The 16327-nt window shown below is 72.6% G+C and carries 14 protein-coding genes; 2 read left to right on the forward strand and 12 right to left on the reverse strand.

Annotated elements, in window-relative coordinates; translation table 11 throughout:
- The 8 genes from RF647_RS13080 to RF647_RS13115 all read right to left on the reverse strand — a co-directional run bounded on the left by RF647_RS13080 (position 1) and on the right by RF647_RS13115 (position 10566).
- Positions 1–1803, reverse strand: coding sequence for an amidase (locus RF647_RS13080; RefSeq protein WP_368812079.1), 1803 nt, complete (start codon positions 1801–1803; stop codon positions 1–3).
- Positions 1800–2897 (reverse strand): agmatine/peptidylarginine deiminase, encoded by a 1098-nt coding sequence (locus RF647_RS13085; RefSeq protein WP_368812080.1) that lies wholly within the window; start codon positions 2895–2897, stop codon positions 1800–1802. Before RF647_RS13085 ends, RF647_RS13080 begins: the two co-directional genes overlap by 4 nt.
- A gap of 44 nt (positions 2898–2941) precedes the next feature.
- Positions 2942–4573: an amidohydrolase gene (locus tag RF647_RS13090; RefSeq protein ID WP_368812081.1), complete on the reverse strand. Its 1632-nt coding sequence runs from the start codon at positions 4571–4573 to the stop codon at positions 2942–2944.
- A gap of 32 nt (positions 4574–4605) precedes the next feature.
- Entirely contained in the window at positions 4606–5847 is a 1242-nt protein-coding gene (locus tag RF647_RS13095) for an MFS transporter (protein ID WP_368812082.1), read from the reverse strand.
- Positions 5848–5952: 105 nt separating this feature from the next.
- A complete protein-coding gene (locus RF647_RS13100) occupies positions 5953–6570 on the reverse strand; it encodes a TetR/AcrR family transcriptional regulator C-terminal domain-containing protein (RefSeq protein ID WP_368812083.1) in 618 nt (205 codons plus the stop codon).
- A gap of 149 nt (positions 6571–6719) precedes the next feature.
- Positions 6720–8240 (reverse strand): APC family permease, encoded by a 1521-nt coding sequence (locus tag RF647_RS13105; RefSeq protein WP_368812084.1) that lies wholly within the window; start codon positions 8238–8240, stop codon positions 6720–6722.
- The gene (locus RF647_RS13110; protein WP_368812085.1) at positions 8237–9133 is read right to left on the reverse strand and encodes a universal stress protein; all 897 of its coding nucleotides are present in this window, start codon (positions 9131–9133) and stop codon (positions 8237–8239) included. Before RF647_RS13110 ends, RF647_RS13105 begins: the two co-directional genes overlap by 4 nt.
- Positions 9130–10566 (reverse strand): flavin monoamine oxidase family protein, encoded by a 1437-nt coding sequence (locus RF647_RS13115; RefSeq protein WP_368812086.1) that lies wholly within the window; start codon positions 10564–10566, stop codon positions 9130–9132. The genes RF647_RS13110 and RF647_RS13115 overlap by 4 nt, the downstream gene beginning before the upstream one ends.
- Positions 10567–10676: 110 nt before the next feature.
- On the opposite strand from RF647_RS13115, the gene RF647_RS13120 reads away from it, so the two are divergent.
- Positions 10677–11405 (forward strand): TetR/AcrR family transcriptional regulator, encoded by a 729-nt coding sequence (locus tag RF647_RS13120; protein ID WP_368812087.1) that lies wholly within the window; start codon positions 10677–10679, stop codon positions 11403–11405.
- A 17-nt stretch (positions 11406–11422) separates the two neighbouring features.
- On the opposite strand, the gene RF647_RS13125 is transcribed toward RF647_RS13120, so the two are convergent.
- From RF647_RS13125 to RF647_RS13135, 3 genes are all read right to left on the reverse strand, one after another.
- A complete protein-coding gene (locus tag RF647_RS13125) occupies positions 11423–12856 on the reverse strand; it encodes an aminobutyraldehyde dehydrogenase (RefSeq protein WP_368812088.1) in 1434 nt (477 codons plus the stop codon).
- 163 nt (positions 12857–13019) lie between these two features.
- Complete coding sequence (locus RF647_RS13130) at positions 13020–13247, reverse strand: sulfurtransferase TusA family protein (protein ID WP_017833997.1); 228 nt, start codon at positions 13245–13247, stop codon at positions 13020–13022.
- 35 nt (positions 13248–13282) lie between these two features.
- Entirely contained in the window at positions 13283–14338 is a 1056-nt protein-coding gene (locus RF647_RS13135) for a YeeE/YedE family protein (RefSeq protein ID WP_368812089.1), read from the reverse strand.
- A 142-nt stretch (positions 14339–14480) separates the two neighbouring features.
- On the opposite strand from RF647_RS13135, the gene RF647_RS13140 reads away from it, so the two are divergent.
- A complete protein-coding gene (locus RF647_RS13140) occupies positions 14481–14978 on the forward strand; it encodes a DUF427 domain-containing protein (protein ID WP_368812090.1) in 498 nt (165 codons plus the stop codon).
- On the opposite strand, the gene RF647_RS13145 is transcribed toward RF647_RS13140, so the two are convergent.
- Entirely contained in the window at positions 14947–16317 is a 1371-nt protein-coding gene (locus RF647_RS13145; protein WP_368812091.1) for an MFS transporter, read from the reverse strand. The two genes, RF647_RS13140 and RF647_RS13145, sit on opposite strands and share 32 nt — an antisense overlap.
- Between the last annotated feature and the right edge of the window lie 10 nt (positions 16318–16327).

The raw sequence follows: 16327 nt of genomic DNA on the forward strand, positions 1-16327 counted from the left end.
CTACCCCGCCGCGGGACGGCATGTTCGGGGTCGGCCGGGCAGCGGTGGGGTGCGCGGGGGTGCTGTGCGGCGGGAGCCGGTGGCCTCGAAGGCCGCGGCCAGGCGCAGCAGCGCGTTGTCGTCCCACGCACGTCCGGCGAGGGTGAGGCCCACGGGCATCCCGGTGTCGGCCATCGTGCCCATCGGCACGGTGACGGTGGGGATGCCGAGGTGCCGGGGCACGAGGTTGCCGTTGGCCACCCACACGCCGTTGCGCCAGGCCGCTTCCGCGGAGGCCGGGTCCACGTCGGCGTCAGCGGGACCGACGTCGGCGACCGCCGGGAACACGATCGCGTCCAGGCCGAGCCCGTCCATCCACTGCTCCAGGTCGATCCGGCGGGTCTCCTCCAGCCCGGCCAGCCCGTCGGCCAGGTGCGGGATCTCGGTCAGGACGGGCACCCCGTGGGCTCGCACGAAGTCCGGGTAGTCGGCGATGTCGTCGTCGAAGCCGTCGTACTGGTCGGGCAGGGCGCCGGGCGGGTGCGGGAAGATGCGGGACCCGTCCACCTCGGCGAGGTCGTGGAGGGCGGGGTCGCCGTTGGCGTCGAGGAAGTCGTGCCACGCCCAGGCCGAGAGGTCCACGATCTCCCGGTGCAGGTACGCCGGGCTCACCAGTCCGCGGGTTGCGATGGTGGGCGCGCCGGGCCGGTCGCCCTCGTAGTTGGACACGACAGGGAAGTCGACCTCGACCACCTCGGCGCCGGCGGCCTCGAGGTCTCGGCGGGCGGCCTCCCACAGCGCGATGACGGAGGGGCGGGTCTCGATCCGCCGCCCGGTCGACCCGCCGACGCCGGGATGGGCGGCAGTGCCGGCCTCGGGATCGGCGTTGACGTACATCCGCGGCACCCCCAGCCGGGTGCCTGCCAGGACACCGGCGGCCGCGGCGGCGTCGGGCACCGCGAGGGCCGGGTAGGAGCCCGGGCGCACGGCCGAGGCGGGCGGGATCTCGATCCAGGGCTGGACCCGCCAGAAGTCGCCGCGGGTCTCGGGGTCGTCGGCGACGACCACGTCGAGGACCTCGAGCAGATCGGCCACGGTGCGGGTGTGCGGGACCACGACGTCCATCGTGGGCACCAGCGGCCAGTTCCCGCGCACCGAGATCATCCCGCGGGAGGGGGTGTAGGCGCACAGGGCGTTGTTGGAGGCCGGGGCCCGGCCCGAGGACCAGGTCTCCTCGGCCAGCCCGAACGTCGCGAAGCTGGCGGCCGTGGCGGTACCGGAGCCGTTGGACGAGCCGGAGGCGAAGGCCGCGGTGAGGTAGGCACCGTTGTAGGGGCTCTGGGCCCGGCCGTAGAGTCCGCGCTGCATGCCGCCGTTGGCCATCGGAGGCATGTTGGTCAGCCCGAGCAGCACCGCGCCGGCCGCGCGCAGCCGGCCGATCGTGAACGCGTCCTGCTGGGCCACGAGGTGCTCGAACGCCGGTGAGCCGGCCGCCACGGTGAGCCCCCGGACCCGGTAGCTGTCCTTGGCGGTGTACGGGATCCCGTCCAGCGGTCCCAGCACCGCTCCGCGGGCCCGGCGCGCGTCGGAGGCGCGCGCCTCGGCCAGGGCCTCGGGGTTGTCCACGACCACGGCGTTCAGGCCCGGCCCGCTCCGGTCATAGGCGGCGATGCGGGCCAGGTAGGCGGTCACCAGCTCCTCGCTGGTCGTCCGGCCGGTCTCCAGGGCGGCGCGCAGCCCGGCGATGTCCGCCTCGACGACGTCGAACCCGCTGCCGTTCCCGGTATCGGGCCTGCGGTCCAGTTCGTTGCCGAACGCGCTCATCGGTGACCCTCCTCGCCCGTGGCGGGCCGGTGGGCGGCCGGCTGCTGCTGGGTGATGCAGTGGATGCCGCCGCCGAAGGCGAAGATGTCGCGGGCGTCGACCAGTTCGACGGCCCGGCCGGGATAGACCTGGGCGAGGATCTTCGCGGCGACGGCGTCGTGCGGGTCGTCGAAGGCGCACAGGACGACCACGCCGTTGGCGACGTAGTGGTTGATGTAGGAGAAGTCGACGAACCCGTCCCCGGCCTCGAGCACGGTGGGGGCGGGGACGTCGACGACGCGCAGCCGGCGCCCCTTCGCGTCGGTGGCGGTTTCCAGCACCGCACGGATCTGCCGGGACACCTCGAAGTCGGGGTGGGCCGGATCGTCCTGGCGGTGCACCAGGACGGTGCCGGGCCCGGCGAAGGCGGCGACGATGTCCACGTGGCCGCGGGTGCCGAACTCGTCGTAGTCGCGGGTGAGCCCCCGGGGCAGCCAGATGGCCCGGGTGGTGCCCAGGCGGGCGTGGATCTCGGCCTCCACCTGCTCCTTGGTGGCCCCGGGGTTGCGACCGGGATCCAGCTGCACGGTCTCGGTGAGCAGGACGGTGCCCTCCCCGTCGACGTGGAACCCGCCTCCCTCGTTCACGAGGGTGCTGGGCCGCACGTCCGCGCCGGCCTGGGCGGCGACGAAGCGGCCCAGGTGCCGGTCGTGGCCCCAGGAGGCCCACTCCTGGGCGCCCCAGCCGTTGAACACCCAGTCCACGGCGACCACCTCCCCGTCGGGGTCGTGGGCGAAGGTGGGACCGGAGTCGCGCAGCCAGGCGTCGTCGAGCGGGGCCGCGACCACGTCGACCCGGTCCCCCAGCGCGGTGCGGGCGACGTCCGCGTCGGCGGGGGCCGCCACCACGGTGACGGGCTCGTGGCGGGCGATGGTCCGCGCCACGGTCGCCCAGGCGCGTCGCGCGCGGGCGAGGGTCTCGCTGCCGGCGGGGCCGAAGGTGTCGTTGGGGGTCGGGAAGGCCATCCAGGTGCGCTCGTGCGGGACCCACTCCGCGGGCATCACGGTGGTCTCCGCGCCGGGGGTCGTCGTCGGTGTGGTGTCGGCAGGGTGCATGGTCGGTGCTCCTCGGGTCGTGCTGCTGACAGGGGCCGGGGACGTCACGGCGTGACGTCCCCGTCGAAGCGGACGCGGCCGCCGACCACGGTCAGCCGCGCACGGTTGGCCAGCAGCTGGGTCGGTCCGACGGCAAAGGGGTCGGTGTCCAGGACGGTGAAGTCGGCGAGGTGGCCGGCGCGGATCCGGCCCTGCCGGTCCTCGGCCCGGCACGAGAAGGCGGCGTCCCGGGTGACGTGGCACAGGGCGTCGGCCAGGTCCAGGGCATAGCGGGGCAGGTTGGGCGGCAGGGACGGGTCCAGCGCCGACCTCCGGGTCGTGGCGACGTACAGGTTGGGCAGCGGCTGGTGGGGCGCGGTGGGCGCGTCGGTGCTCATGGCCAGCGTGGCGCCGGCGTCGCGGAACTCGGTCCACGGGTAGGCGCGGTCGACACGGTCGTCGTCCAGCACGGCGCGCCAGTGCTGCTGGATCGCCGGGTCGGCGTGGACGGGCTGCACGGAGGCGACCACGCCCAGCGCGGCCAGGCGGCGCACGTTGGTCTCGGTGACCGTCTCGAGGTGCTCGATCCGGTGGCGGCGGTCCCGGGGGCCGTTGACGCGGTGGGCCTCCTCGAGGGCGTCCAGGGCGATGTCCGAGGCCTCGTCGCCGATGGCGTGCAGGGCGATCTGGAGTCCTGCGGCGTCGGCGGCGACCACCACGGGGATCAACGACTCCCGGTCCCAGATGGGCCCGCACACGCTGCCGTCCGCGTAGGGCTCCTTCATCGCCGCGGTGCAGCTGTCGATCACCCCGTCCACGATGATCTTGATCCCGCAGATCTGCAGCCAGGCACCCGAGAGCTCCTCGGCGAGCTCGCGGGCCCGTGCGACCTGGGCGAGGTTCTCCGCCTCTGCGCCCCTGCGTTCCACCAGCCAGTGCCCCTTGACCCGCAGCGGGAGCGTGCCTCCGTGCCGGTGCAGGGCGCGGCGGAAGGCGGCGAGCTCGTCGTCCTGGACGGCCATGTCCACCGCCCCGGTGACGCCGACGGCGAGGTAGTGCCCGAACGCCGACTCCAGCTGGGCATCGCGCTCGGCGTCGGTGGCCGTCCGGGCGAGGGCCGGCCACACGATCTGCTGAGCGGCGGTCTCCAGGAGGAGGCCGTCGGCCGCTCCGGTGACAGGGTCTCGGCCGATCCGCCCGCCGATGGGATGCGGGGTCCCGTCGTCGATGCCGAGCTCCTCCAGCGCGGCGGTGTTCGCCCACACCGCGTGCAGGTCGTTGGCGTCCAGGTAGACGGGGCGGTCCGGCACGGCCTCGTCGAGCATCCGCCGGTCCGGGGCCGTCCCCCCCAGGGCACTGTGGAGCCACCCTGCCCCGAGAATCCTGGGCGCTCCGGGGTCGTCCTCCACCGCCCGGCGCAGCCGCCGCTGGATCTCGGCGAGGTCCGCGGCGTCGCGCAGCGCGACCTTCTGCAGGGACTGGCCGGTCATCAGCAGGTGGGTGTGGGCGTCGATGATCCCGGGGAGGACGAAACCACCGCCCAGGTCGACCTCGGCGGCGCCGGGTCCGGCGGCCTCCCGCGCGGACACCTCGCTGCCGACGTGGAGGAAGTGCGACCCGTCGACGACGAAGGCCTCGGCGCCGGCGCCGTCGGCGGTGAAGACGGTGGCGTGGGTGTAGAGGGTGCGTACGGGCACGGTGCAGCTCTCCGATCGGTGGAAGGAGGACATCAGACGATCGCCGCCTGGGGGAATCCGGTCTCGGGAACCTGCCGGGCGGCGGCCTCGGTACGGACGGAGATGCGGGAGACGGCGAGGAAGGGGATCAGCAGGGCGAACGTCATCCCGGCCAGCACCACTCCCAGGGTGGTGTAGCCGGCGGCGGCCGAGACGGAGGTCCCGAAGACGGGAGCGAAGGCGGAGCCGACGAGATAGATCCCGAGCAGGGGCGCCGACCACTTGCCGGAGGCGTCGAGGGCCGCGGCGACGGCCACGATGTAGACGAAGGCCGCCGCATAGATGCTGTTCCACGCGATCACGACCACCATGTACCACCCCGGGTCCGTCACGGTGCCGGCCAGGAGCTTGAGCGCTCCACCCGCCACGAGCACGACGGCCAGCGGCACCGTCCGCCCCAGGCGGGGCCCGAGGAAGCCCACCGCGGCGGTGGCGAGCAGCCCGCCCAGGGTGGAGAGGCTCAGCACCAGCCCCATCCCGGTCTCGTCGAGGCGCGCCTGCTCGGCGCCCATCGTGGCGGCGACGGCCCACAGGGAGTCCTCGCTCAACGCCCAGAGCGCGAAGCTCAGCAGCAGGCCGAGGCCCGCGGACGTCGTCGTGCGCGCAGGCCTGCCGGTCCGGACGGAGGAGGAGCCGCCGGCCGGTGGGGCGACCGGTGCCGGCCGTTCGGGCAACCATCCCGTGGTGAGGAGGGCGGCCAGGGCAAGTCCGGCGAGCAGTCCGAAGGCGCTGCCCGTACCCGCCCCCAGCAGGGGGATCGCGAGGAGGACCACCGACACGACACCGCGGTTGACGAAGCCGTTGATCCCGGACGCGCGGTCGGGGTTGCGCAGCGCGCCCAGCGCCGCCCCACCGGCCGACACGGCCCCACCGGCGCCCAGTCCGCCGAGCACCACCCCGGCGACGACCACCGGCACGGAGGGAGCGAACGCCGCCGCGCCGAAGCCCAGCGCGGTCAGCAGCAACCCCGCACGGGCCACGACGTAGCGTCCGCCACGGGCAGTCCAGCGGGAGGTGGCCAGGCAGGAGGCCGCACAGGCCAGCAGGGAGGCGGTCATCAAGGTCCCCGCCGCGGTGACGGAGAGCCCGGGCCCCCCGGTGAGCGCCACGATCATCACCGGGACGAGGTTGGCGGTCATGAAACCCACCACACTGATGCCGAAGACGGACACGGCGCGGGTCGCGGTCAGCGGCACACGGCCGGAGGCCGGGGACTCGGCGCTGTTTTCGGACATGGTCTTCCCCTCGTGCTCAGGATGTGAGTGCCACCACATAAAATGAAAGGCTTTCATTAGTATGGGGGGGCCGACCGCGCACCACAAGAGTTTGGTGAAAGGCTTTCAGTAATTTTCTCGTCCGGTCTGCGCCCGCACTCCGGCGACGAACACGTCCAGGCCGAAGGCGAAGGCCGCCTCCGCGCGCTCCTCGACGGAGCCGAGACCCTCGATGGCCCGGCTGAGGGCGGGGAACCGGCCCTCCGGCGGCGCCCAGACGACCTCCGGCGCCGTCAGGTCGAGCGCGGACCCCAGGGCCAGGTAGTCGATCGCGGAGATCGCCGGGACGACGGCGTCCCGCGCGAGCCCGGCCCGCTCCAGGACGACGGCCATGTCCTCGTAGATCCCGATCACCCCGAGGTCCTGGACGGTCTGCGTGATGAGGTGGGGAACCAGGCGGGGGTGGGCGACCATGCAGTCTCGATAGCCCCGCACGAGAGCTCGCAGCGCCTCCTCCCACGACAGTTTCTCGAGGTCCACCGGAGCAGGGGCACCGAACACCCGGCCGCGCATCAGTTCGACGATGTGCTCCCGGTTGTCGATGTGGTTGTACAGCGCCGACTGGCTGACTCCCAAGCGACTGGCGACCTTGGGGAAGCTGAAGTCCCCCGTCTCGTCCACGAGCGCGAGTGCGGCGGTGACGATGGCGTCGACCGACAGGAGCGGTGAGCGTGGACGTGCCATGGCGAACTCCTCGGACGGTGCGGATGCTGTCGAATCTATCGAGGATCCGCCCGGCGGGGACGCGCCTCGGCGTCCACGACGGACGGGCCGGTGGCCGGGGCACCTGCCCCGGCCACCGGCCCGCTCTCCCCGGTCCGGCCGTCCGCCCCTCAGTCGAGGACCGGCAGCTCGGTGGTCTCGAAGCGCTCGCGGAAGAACGAAGGGTTGCGCCGGTACTGGACGAGCATCACGGCGACCCCGAGCAGGAGCATGCCCACGCCGAGGACGAACACGAGCCCGACCCCGCCGATCGCCGAGCCGGAGCCGTACTCCGGGTCCATGGAGTCGTAGGAGGTCTGGACGAAGAAGACCAGCAGCAGGATCCCGCCGAGCAGCGGCGCCAGGAACTTCGTCAGGAACCCCGTGGCGGTGCGGAAGGCCTCGCCGCGGAAGTACCACACGCAGGCCAGGGCGGTGACGCCGTAGTAGAAGCAGACCATCATGCCCAGGGTGGTGATGGTGTCCCACAGGACGTTCTCGGAGACCACTCGCATCACCGCGTAGAACACCGAGGCGATGACGGCCGCCGCGATCGTGGCGTAGCCCGGGGACTGGAAGCGCGAGGTGATCCGGGCGTACTTCGCCGGCAGCGCCCCGTAGTGGCCCATCGCGAGCATGGTGCGCGCCGGGGAGATCATCGTGGACTGCAGCGACGCGGCGGAGGAGGACAGCACCGCCAGGGACATGAGGATCGCAAAGGGACCCATCACCGGACCGGCGAGTGCCGCGAAGACGTTCTCCTGGATCTCCGCGTTGCCCAGGCCGAGCTCGGCGCCGCCCGTGCCGGAGTAGGACAGCACGGCGAGCGAGACGGCCATGTAGAGGGCGACGATGACGAGGATGGTCGCGATGGCCGAGCGGCCGGGACCGGTGGTGGAGTCCTTGCTCTCCTCGTTGAGGGTGAGCACCACGTCCCAGCCCCAGTAGATGAACACGGACAGGGACACGCCCGCGGCGAACGCGGAGAAGGACTCCACGCCGAAGGGGTTGAACCACTCGGCGCGCACGGCGAGGCCCTCGAAGGCGGTGCCGCCGCCCACGTGGCCGAAGGCCGCGGCGGCGAACCACAGCAGGACGAGCAGCTGGAAGACCACGAGGACGTACTGCACCACCTTGGTGGCCTCCATGCCGCGGTAGGAGATCCACGCCGCGAGCGCCACGAACGCGAGGCAGGTGGCCACGTTGACGGGCACGTTGCGGGTCAGCTCCGCGATGGCGTCGTTGCCGGTGATCTGGGCGAGGGCCAGGTAGAAGAAGTCCACGGCGATGCCGGCCAGGTTGGAGAGCACCAGGATGGTGGCGGCGAGCAGACCCCAGCTGCCCATCCACCCGATCCACGGGCCGAAGGCCTTCGAGACCCAGGTGAAGGTGGTGCCTGAGTCGGGCATGGCCCGATTGAGCTGCCGGTACCCCATGGCCACGAGCAGCATCGGGACGAAGCCGACCAGCAGGATGGCCGGGAGGTGGGTCCCCACCGCAGCGGCGGTGGGCCCGAGGGCTCCGGAGAGTGTGTAGGCGGGCGCGATGGTGGACACGCCGATGACCACGGAGCCCAGCAGGCCCACCGAGCCCTTGCTGAGTCCCTTCTCGTGACGCGTGCTCTGCTGCTCGACGAGCGGTGCGGTGCTCATGACGCGGTCTCCTTCTCGGTCCGGGCGTGGGCGGGGTCCGTGGCCGGCCGTGGGACCACGACCATCGGGACCGGGACGTGCTTGAGCAGCCGTGCTGCGGTGGTGCCCAGGAAGGTCTGCCGCCCCTGGGCCAGGCGGGACGAGCCGATGAGCAGGAGGCCGCCGGGAGCCCAGTCGACGTCCTGCGCGGCCTTCTCGAGGGTCCGCCCGGAGGCGACCCGCACGGTCACGAGCCCGGTCCGGCGGGCCTCGGCCGCTGCGGCCTCCAGGTGCTCCTCGACGCGCCGGCGGGCCTGCTCGGTGGCGCCCGGGTCCGCGGCCTCGCCCTCGAGGAACGAGAGGAGCTCCAACTCCAGGCCGGAGCGCTCGACCGCCTCGGCGGCCTCCCGGATGACCTGGTGCGCCCCGGGGCGGGTGCCCACGGCGGCGTAGACCCGGGTCAGCGGCTCGTCCCCGGGATACCGGCGCGGGGCGAGCGCCACGGGGACCGGCGAGCTGTGCAGCAGCGCGTTCACCACCGAGCCCAGGGTGAAGCGGCCGCCGCCCGTCCCGGCGCCGACCACGATCATCGCGGCCCCCAGCTCGGTGGCGGCCTCGACCAGGCCGGTGGGCACGGACCGTGTCTCCCGCACGTGGGTGCGGGCCGTGATCCCCTCGGGCACCAGGGCGGCGGCCTCGCGCAGCCACTGGTGGGCCTGCCGGCGGAGCACGGAAGAGATGTCCCCCACCGGCGGGTAGACCTGCTGGTACGGGTCGTCCGCGCGCAGCACCAGGACGATCTCGAGCTCGGCGCCCACGTCGCGCGCGAGCGCGGCGCCCAGCCGCACGGCGTCCCGGCTGCGCCGGTCGCCGCTGTAGCCGACCGCGTAGCGCGGCACCCCGGCGGTGGTCATCGCTCCGCGCCCGTCAGCGAGCCGGCGCCGAGGACCTCGGCCGCGGCGAGCCGGCCCTGCCGCAGGGCGCCGTCGACGTGCTGGTAGCCCTCGGCCGCGAGGTCGGAGCAGGCCCAGCGGATCGGGCCCACCGGGGTGCGCTGGTGGGCGCCGTAGCGGTGCAGGCCGCCGAGGTCGTAGCTGGCGGCGTAGGCGCCGCGGGTCCACTCCTCGGAGCCGAAGTCGGACTCGTAGTAGACCACCGGGTGCAGGGCCTCCTCCCCCAGGTAGTGGGAGAGGGACTCGAGGATCAGCCGGCGGCGCTCCTCGGCGGGCAGGCCGAAGAGCTCGTCGGCCCGCTCGTCCGAGACGAAGCCGACCAGGGTGCCGCGCGGGTCCCCGTGGTTGGTGTTGTCGTAGACCTCCTGGGAGAGCTCGTGGGCGCCGAAGCCGGTGCCGGAGAGGCCCTTGTCCCGCCAGAAGGGCGTCTCGTAGACGGCGTGCACCTTGATCACGAGGCCCAGCGACTGGTGCTGGTGCATCTGGTGCTGCAGCCGCGGCAGGGGCGGCTCGAAGGAGATCCGGGAGTAGAGGTTGGGCGGGACGGCCACGACCACGTCCTCCGCCCGCACCGTGAGCCGGTCGGACCACACGGTCACCGGGGTGCCCGGGACGTGCTCGGCGTAGGTCCCGCCGTCACCGGCCCAGCGGATCGTGCGCACCGGGGTGTCCAGGAAGACGACGTCCTCGCCCAGCTCCGCCGCCATGGTCTCCGAGACGGACTGCATGCCGCCGACCACGCGCCGGTCGAGGATGAAGTCCTCGTCCACGAGGTTCGAGAAGGACCCGGCGGAGGCGGCCATGAGCACGGCCTGCAGCGCGGAGAACGCGTGCGCGGGCTTGGTGAGCATCCCGCCGGCCACGAAGATCCCGATGTTGCTGCAGGCGGCCTCGTCGTCGGAGTGCTGCCGCAGCCAGTGGTGGAAGGAGATGGTGTCCAGCTCCCGGGCCGCCGGGTGCGCCCACGGCTCGGTGGCGCCGATCTCGGCCACGAGCCCGTCCAGGAGCCCGACGAGCTTCTCCATCTCGGCGATCGTGGACTCCCCCGCCGGGAACATCGAGCCGGTGTAGGTGTGGCGGGTCCCGTCCGGCGCCAGGTAGACGGACTCGCCCTCGCGGTGGCGCTGGAAGGTCTCCAGGCCGAGCTCGTCGACCAGCGCCAGCAGCTCGGTCTGGTCGGGGGAGATCCACTGCCCGCCGATCTCCAGGAACGCGCCGTCCACGGTCTTCGACCAGGTCCGCCCGCCCACGCGGTCGCGGGCCTCGAGGACCGCCACGGTCCGCCCGGCGGCCACGAGCGTGCGGGCGGCCATGAGCCCGGCGGGGCCGGCCCCCACGACGACGACGTCGCGCTCGATCGCGGTCTCGCTGCCCAGGGTGCGTTGATCGGTCACTGTGCTCTCCTTCACACTAAAATGAATTAGATTCATTAAATGGGCTCCGACCCGTGCTCGTCAAGAGCCGTCACCAACTCGTTGCACCTAGACTCAGGAGGAAGCGCCACATGCCCCGACCGCAGGAGGATCTGCTCATGGCTCCCGTCGGCCCAGCCCCTCGGCGTCGCGGTCGCCCGCGCCATCCGGTGCTCTCCGAGGAGCGGATCACCAAGGCCGCGATCAAGATCGTGGCCACCCGGGGCTACCGGCACCTGACGATGACCGAGCTCGCGCGGGAGCTGAAGGTCTCCACCTCGGCCCTGTACAACCACACGCCGTCGAAGCGCGAGGTGCTGATCCGGGTCCAGGACGCGATCAACCAGGGCATCGACTGCTCCGCCTTCGGCACCGTCCCGTGGGACCAGGCCCTCAAGAGCTGGGCGCGGTCCTACCGGGACTGCTACGCCCAGCACACGGCCATGATCCCGATCATGGCCGTCCAGCCGGTCGCCGACTCACCGCACACCCTGCAGATGTACGAGACCGTGGCCTCCGGGCTCGCGGACGCGGGCTGGGAGCGCGCCAGCATCGTGGACGTGATCGTCTCGATCGAGTCGCTCGTCTTCGGCGCCGCGTACGACGCGACGGCGCCCGCCGACATCTTCGACCCCGGGGAGCGCGCGGACCTCGCTCCGGTGTTCGCCGACGCCGTGCAGGCGCGGCCGGCGGACGCCACCGCCGCGGCGGACGCGGCCTTCGACGCGGCCCTCACCGCCATGCTGGAGGGCTTCCGGCTGCGCCTGGCGGCCGCCCGGGACCGGGCCGGCCGGCAGGACGGATCCGCCGGTCAGGACTGAGCCCCGGCCGCGCCGGCTCAGGCGTCCAGGGCGTGCATCACGTGCTTGACCTGGGTGTACTCCTCGACCGAGTAGAGCGAGAGGTCCTTGCCGTAGCCGGAGTCCTTGAACCCGCCGTGCGGCATCTCGGAGACCAGCATGACGTGGGTGTTGACCCATACGCACCCGAACTCGAGCTCGCGGGAGACCCGCATGGCCGTGCCGTGGTCGGTGGTCCACACGCTCGAGGCGAGGGCGTAGTCGACGTCGTTGGCCAGCTCGAGCGCCTCCTCCTCCGTGGCGAAGGGCTGCACGGTGAGCACCGGGCCGAAGGTCTCCTCCTGGACGAGGGCGTCGTCCTGGCGCACCCCGGACACCACGGTGGGCTCGAAGAAGTAGCCGGGGGAGCCCGCCACCGGCTTCCCGCCGGTGACCACGCTCGCGTGCTCGGGCAGCTCGGCGAGCTTGCGGCACACGTCCTCGAAGTGGCGGGCGTTGTTGAGCGGGCCGTAGAAGTTCTTGGACTCGTCCGGGTCGCCCGTCACGATGTCCCGGGCGGCCGCGGCGAGCAGGCGCACGAACTCGTCGTGGGCGCTGTCCTGGACCAGGACGCGCGTCACCGCGGTGCAGTCCTGGCCGGCGTTGAAGGTGCCGAACTCCACGAGCGCCTTCGCCGCGGCGGGCAGGTCGGCGTCCGCGAAGACGACCGCCGGCGCCTTGCCGCCCAGCTCCAGGTGCCCGCGCGTCAGGTTCTGCGCTGCGGCGAGGGCCACGGCACGGCCGGCACGGACGGACCCGGTGATCGAGACCATGGCCGGGGTCCGGTGCCCGGTCATGAGCGCGCCCGTGGAGCCGTCCCCGAGCAGCACGTTGACCACGCCGGCCGGGAAGATCCCGTCGATGAGCCGGGCCAGGGCGAGGGTGGACTCGGGAGTGGTGTCCGAGGGCTTGAGGACCACCGTGTTGCCGGCGGCCAGCGCGGGGCCGAGCTTCCAGATCGCCATCAGCAGCGGGTAGTTCCACGGCGTCACCTGCGCCACGACGCCGACCGGCTCGCGCCGCACGTAGGAGGTGTGCCCGCCCAGGTACTCCGCCGCGGCCTTGCCCTCGAGGGTCCGGGCGGCGCCGGCGAAGAAGCGCAGGTTGTCGGCGCCGGCGGCGACCTCCTCGTCGGCGATCATCTGCCGCGGCTGGCCGGTGTTGCGGTACTGGGCCTCGACGAGCTCGTCGCTGTGCGCCTCGAGCGCGTCCGCGAGCCGGAGCAGCAGGAGCTGCCGCTCGCTCGGCGTGGTGCGCTTCCAGCTCCGGAACGCCGCGCGGGCGGCGGCGAAGGCCCGGTCCACGTCCGTGGCGTCGGAGACCGGGGAGACGGCGACCGTGGTGCCGGTGGTGGGGTCGACCACGTCGATCCGGCCGGTGCCGTGGGCGTCGACGAAGGCGCCGTCGACGTAGTTCTGCAGGACGTCGCTCATGGTGGTTCCTCTCTGCGGGCGAGAACGCGGTGCCTGCCACTCTAAATGATCACTGTTCATTTTAGTAGGGTCCGGTGTGACCGGGACCACCGACGACGGCGGACCCCCGCGCCCGAGGATGCTCGGTCGCGGGGGTCCGCCGCTGCGTGGGACTGCCGGGGGATCAGGCCTTCTGCACGGTGATCGACCACTCGGCCGCACCGCGCTTGCTGAACTGCGTGACGGGGTAGCCGTTCTCGGCCGCCCAGCGCGGGATGGCCTCGGTGCCCTGCGTGCAGTCGAAGTTGATGACGAGCTCGTCGCCGGCGGGCATCTCGGCCATCGCGGCCTTCGCCTCGACCACGGGGAACGGGCAGACGAGACCGTCGGTCTCGAGGATGTGCTGTGCCATGTGCGGTGCCTCCTGGGGTTGGGGGTCGGTCGGGATCAGACGCCGGCCGGGACGCGGCCCGGGGCGGCGGACTTCTTGCGGGGGGCGATGAAGAGCTTGGCGGCCGCGCCGGTGCCGAGGATCATGACGGCGAAGCTGACCCAGCCCTGCCACTCGAACGCGGCGGTGGCGACCAGGGCGTTGCCGATGGTGCACCCTCCGGCCCACGCCGCACCGACGCCCATGAGGGCGCCGCCGCCGATGGAGCGCACGATCGTCTGCGCGTCGGGGACGCGGATCTTGAACTCGCCCGAGCCCTTGGCCGCGATGAACGAGCCGATCAGGATGCCCAGGACCAGGAACACGCCCCAGTCGACGAGCTCGACGTCGCCCGTGGCCAGGTAGCTCGTGATGTTGGCGGACGGGGTGGTGATGCCGAGACCCGACTCGCGGCCGGTGGCCCAGCTGGCGGGCCACGCGATGATCGCGATGAGGCCGATCACCACGGCGGTCGCGAACGGGTTCCACGCCTTCTCGAACAGCAGGTGGTTCAGGCCGGTCTTCTCCGGCGGGAGCGTGGCCATCTTCATCCGCGGCTTGGTGAGGTGGTGGCGGGCCCACACTCCGGCGACGCCGACCAGGGCGAGCACGAGCACCCACGGGGAGATGCCGAGGGTCTCGTGGATCGAGCCCTGGGTCCCGACCGTGACGCCGCGCATGGTCTCGGTGGTCCCGGCCAGCGGGCCGTACTTGGAGATGGTCGCGAACAGCGCGTAGAAGATGAGCGCGAACCAGGAGCCGACGAGACCCTCGGAGGCGCGGTAGTAGGTGCCGGTGGCGCAGCCGCCGGCGAGGACGATGCCGAAGCCGAAGACGAAGCCGCCGACGATCGTGGCCAGCCACGGGAAGGCCGAGGCCTCGAGGGTGATGACGCCGAGGGCATTCAGCACCCAGATGCCGACCGCCTGGACGGCGATGGCCACGAAGAAGGCGGACAGCCACCACGTGTTCTTCGCGATCCAGACGTCGCGGAACGCGCCGGTGACGCAGAAACGGCCGCGCTGGAGAACGAACCCGAGGGCGGCGCCGATGATGAGACCTGAGATGAGCACCTGAGGACCATATATTTTCCGGGACAAGCATTTCCAAGACCTCGTCATGCGCCGTAGCATAGTGATGCAGGACTCACCGCATTGTGACGCTCCATGGCCTCGCCGCCCGGCGCGGACGGGAGGGCGTCCGGACGGAGCGCAGATGAGACGACCCCGGCCCGACGTCCCCGGCCCCGGCCAGGAGTCCGTGTGGGACTATCCGCGGCCGCCCCGGACGGAGCCCGCCCGGGAGCACGTGGAGGTGTGGCTGGGCGGCGAGCGCATCGCCTCCACCACGGCCGCGCTGCGGGTGCTCGAGACCAGCCACCCGCCCACCTACTACCTGCCCCGCGATGCCTTTGCCGAGGGCAGCCTGGTCCCGTGCGAGGAGAGCTCGTGGTGCGAGTGGAAGGGTGCGGCGGCGTACTTCGACGTCCGGGGCGGGGACCGCACCGCTTTACGGGCGGCCTGGGCCTACCCCTCCCCCGCGCCCGGCTTCGAGTCCCTGCGCGGGCACGTGGCCCTGATGCCCGGACTGATGGACCGGTGCCTCGTCGCCGGGGAGCAGGTGCCCCCGCAGGAGGGCGGGTTCTACGGAGGCTGGATCACCTCGCGGGTGGTGGGCCCGTTCAAGGGCGCTCCGGGTACCCGGGGCTGGTGAGCCCCGGGTACCCGCCGGCCGGGGCGTCGGACTCCTCGGCGGGCTCCTCGTAGGGGCGCAGCCGGATGAGGGCCAGGGCCGCGAGGGCGACGACCACCGCCACGCCGAGGTAGAGCTGCGTGGGGGTCCAGCCGGTGTCCAGCAGCGCGCCGACCGCGATCGGGGCCAGGATCGCCCCGGCGCGCCCGACCCCGATGCCCCAGCCCACGCCGGTGGTCCGGATGCCGGGCTCGTAGGTCATGGGCGCCACGGTGTAGAGCCCGGCGATGCAGCCGTTGATGAGCATGCCGACCACCACGCCGCTGGAGAACGCCAGCAGGGGCACGGACGTGGTGGTGATGAACAGCACGAGGGTCACGGCGGAGAGCACCGTGAAGGCCATCAAGGTCAGCCGCTCGTCCCACTTGGTGGTCAGCGCCCCGTAGAGCAGGGACCCGAAGGTGCCGCCCATCGTGAGCATGAGCCCGCCGATGATGCCCTGCTGCTCGGTCATCCCGGTCTCCACGAGGAGCCGGGGCGTCCAGGAGTTCGCGAAGTAGAAGCCGAACATGATGACGAAGAAGGCCGCCCACAGCAGGAGGGTCGCGGTGCGGTAGCGGCCGCTGAGCAGCAGGCCCACGCTGCTCCGCCGCTCGCCGGCACCGGCCGGGACGGGGCCGAGCTCGACCTCCCCCTCGAGGCGCAGGCGCCGGGCGATGCGGTCGAGCTTCTGCACGGCGCCAGCGGGCCGCCGGGTGCGGAGGTAGTCCACGGACTCGGGCAGCACGGCCAGCACGAGCGCGATCGCCACGAGGGTGAGCAAGCCGCCGGTGAGGAACACGGAGCGCCAGCCGAAGGCGGGGATCAGCTGGGTCGCGCCCATGCCGCCGAGGGTGGCGCCCACGCCGTAGCCCGCGGTGAAGATGCTCACGGCCATGCCGCGGTGGCGGGCGCTGGCGTACTCGCTGGTGATCACCGTGGCGGAGGCGAGGATGCCGCCCACGCCCAGGCCGGTGACGACGCGCCACAGCCCGAGCTCGAGCACGGACCCGGCCGTGGTGGACAGGAACAGGCCGAGGGCGTTGACGGCGAGGGCCAGCACGAGGATCCTCCGCCGGCCGTACCGGTCCGCGAAGGGCCCGAGGACGAGGGAGCCCACGGCCATGCCGATGAGCCCGGCGCTGAGCAGCCAGCCCAGCTGGGAGCCGGAGAGCCCGAACTCCTCGGTCACGGAGGTGGCCGTGAACGCCATGGCGAGCACGTCGTAGCCGTCGAGGGCGTTGAGGAACGTGGTCACCGCGATGATGAGCCACTGGTACGACGACATCCTGGATGCGTCGATCTGGTGTCGGATGTCCATGGGGAGCCTC

The sequence above is a fragment of the Kocuria sp. CPCC 205263 genome (genome assembly GCF_040981075.1).
Lineage (GTDB): Bacteria > Actinomycetota > Actinomycetes > Actinomycetales > Micrococcaceae > Kocuria > Kocuria rosea.

What these genes read in the sequence shown, in the direction of transcription:
- RF647_RS13110 (WP_368812085.1), bottom strand. Translation starts at nt 9,133, where the DNA reads ATGACCACCGCCGGGGTGCCGCGCTACGCGGTCGGCTACAGCGGCGAC.
- RF647_RS13125 (WP_368812088.1), bottom strand. Translation starts at nt 12,856, where the DNA reads ATGAGCGACGTCCTGCAGAACTACGTCGACGGCGCCTTCGTCGACGCC.
- RF647_RS13105 (WP_368812084.1), bottom strand. Translation starts at nt 8,240, where the DNA reads ATGAGCACCGCACCGCTCGTCGAGCAGCAGAGCACGCGTCACGAGAAG.
- RF647_RS13120 (WP_368812087.1), top strand. Translation starts at nt 10,677, where the DNA reads ATGCCCCGACCGCAGGAGGATCTGCTCATGGCTCCCGTCGGCCCAGCC.
- RF647_RS13140 (WP_368812090.1), top strand. Translation starts at nt 14,481, where the DNA reads ATGAGACGACCCCGGCCCGACGTCCCCGGCCCCGGCCAGGAGTCCGTG.
- RF647_RS13085 (WP_368812080.1), bottom strand. Translation starts at nt 2,897, where the DNA reads ATGCACCCTGCCGACACCACACCGACGACGACCCCCGGCGCGGAGACC.
- RF647_RS13100 (WP_368812083.1), bottom strand. Translation starts at nt 6,570, where the DNA reads ATGGCACGTCCACGCTCACCGCTCCTGTCGGTCGACGCCATCGTCACC.
- RF647_RS13130 (WP_017833997.1), bottom strand. Translation starts at nt 13,247, where the DNA reads ATGGCACAGCACATCCTCGAGACCGACGGTCTCGTCTGCCCGTTCCCC.
- RF647_RS13145 (WP_368812091.1), bottom strand. Translation starts at nt 16,317, where the DNA reads ATGGACATCCGACACCAGATCGACGCATCCAGGATGTCGTCGTACCAG.
- RF647_RS13095 (WP_368812082.1), bottom strand. Translation starts at nt 5,847, where the DNA reads ATGTCCGAAAACAGCGCCGAGTCCCCGGCCTCCGGCCGTGTGCCGCTG.
- RF647_RS13080 (WP_368812079.1), bottom strand. Translation starts at nt 1,803, where the DNA reads ATGAGCGCGTTCGGCAACGAACTGGACCGCAGGCCCGATACCGGGAAC.